This window comes from Lutibacter sp. HS1-25 (genome assembly GCF_004121075.1).
GTDB lineage: Bacteria > Bacteroidota > Bacteroidia > Flavobacteriales > Flavobacteriaceae > Lutibacter.
Window position 1 is genome coordinate 1 of the sequence record NZ_RHLN01000057.1, and the last position, 1,785, is coordinate 1,785.

Sequence of the window (1,785 nt, forward strand, 5' to 3'; positions counted from 1 at the left end):
GAGGAATATTTTAATCAAAAAAAACTTTAGAAAATGGAAACTAATAAAAAAATGAAAATGATGAGTTTAGACCAACTGAAAGATAAACATCTTGGAGAAGTTGGAACAATTGAAAGAGACAAATATGAGTTTGATTTAAAAATTGAAATTCTTGGAGATATGATAAAATCTGTAAGAAAAGAAAGACATCTAACACAAGAGCAATTAGGAGAATTAATTGGAGTCCAAAAATCTCAAATATCAAAACTGGAGAGAAATACGAGAAATGTTACAATTGAGACAATTTTGAAAGTCTTTAAAGCTTTGAAAGCTAATGTGAAATTCAGTATAGAAATGAACGAGGGAGAATTCAAAGTAGCGTAAAGTACTACAGGCAACAACTCATAAAATTTATGCTCACATTTGAACTAAATAACGAACCGACAAACATTCAACTAACGATTTGCTACGTCCGAAAAATCTCCGATTTTCCAGTCGCACAAATCTTATAAAAGCCCGTTGTAGCACATTTAAGAAAAACGAATGATAGAAATAATACTTTCAACTTTAGCTGAATTTGGACTTATTAGTGAAGATTATAAACATCGAAAACGAGTAAGTAAAAAAGAGAAAGAAGATGGAGTAAAAAGACCAATTAAAAAGTATTTTTTACAACCGAGTTTAATAATCTTCATCGGAGTTTTAGTCATTGGAAGTTTAATTGCATTTCTATTCTTTAGTTACCAAAGAACATATATTTTTCCAAAAAAGACTGAAAAAGAAATATCTGAAATGAGTGACAAAATGAAAAGTTGGAATGAAAATCTTGGAAAATATCCAACAGAACTGAATGAATTAATTGGAAATAGTCCAATCAGACAGAGTTGGGAAAAAGACGCGTGGAATCGACCATATAAATACACAATAACAGAAAATGGAAAAGGATTTTTAATTACATCTGCTGGTTCTGACGGAAAATTTGGAACTGAAGATGATATTAAATCGGAATGAAAAAAACGTGCTACAACACCTCATAAAATTTATGCTTACTTTTAAACTAAATAACGAACTGATAAACATTCAACAAACGATTTGCTACAACCGAAAAATCTCCGATTTTCCAGTCGCACAAATCTTATAAAAGCCCGTTGGGTAAAATGGCAGAATTGTACTTTCCTGAAATAGGTTGACTAAAAATTAGACAACTTAAACAACGAAAGTATGAAAGAACAAAAAGTACCCTGCCGAAAAAAATCCTATGAAAAAGTGGGTTTTGATTTAAAATTACTCGTTATTGACCAAATTCAAAATGGTCGTATTTCAATTAATTATGCTGCTAAAAAATACAATATTTCAAGATCTTCTATTGACTATTGGTTAAAAAAATATAGTACTTTAGAGCAAAAGAAATTAGGAATGAGCAAAAAAGACGAAATCAAAAAATTAAAGCAAAGAATTGAAGAATTGGAGTTTGTAAAAGACTTCCAGCAAGACATAATTGCGGATATGGAACTTATTACTGGTGTGGATTTAGCAAAAAAGTCATTGCCCAAAACATTAGCCGACGAGATTCAAAAAAAGAAACAAAACCGTTTAAAAGAAAATGGTTAATCGAGTGTTTTGGGATTAGTAAACAAGCCTTCTATAAGCGCTTAAAATCTCAACAAATCAAAGAAAATAATGAACAACAATTAATTCTGTTGGTCAAACAATATCGCAATAAAGTTAGTCAACAAACTGGTGGACTGAAGCTTCATTCTGAACTTAAATCTCAAATGAAAAACCTTAATATTAGTATTGGACGCG

General features: G+C 30.3%; 3 protein-coding genes. All 3 read left to right on the top strand.

The genetic code is table 11. The features are described 5' to 3' along the window. Positions 1–33 precede the first annotated feature (33 nt). Positions 34–363, top strand: a complete 330-nt coding sequence (locus EC396_RS12040) for a helix-turn-helix domain-containing protein (protein ID WP_129366476.1) — start codon at positions 34–36, stop codon at positions 361–363. Positions 364–522: 159 nt separating this feature from the next. Then, on the top strand, positions 523–990 hold the full coding sequence (locus EC396_RS12045) for a type II secretion system protein GspG (RefSeq protein WP_129366929.1): 468 nt from the start codon (positions 523–525) through the stop codon (positions 988–990). 210 nt (positions 991–1,200) lie between these two features. Further along, positions 1,201–1,590 (top strand): helix-turn-helix domain-containing protein, encoded by a 390-nt coding sequence (locus tag EC396_RS12050; RefSeq protein ID WP_129366715.1) that lies wholly within the window; start codon positions 1,201–1,203, stop codon positions 1,588–1,590. Positions 1,591–1,785: the final 195 nt, after the last annotated feature.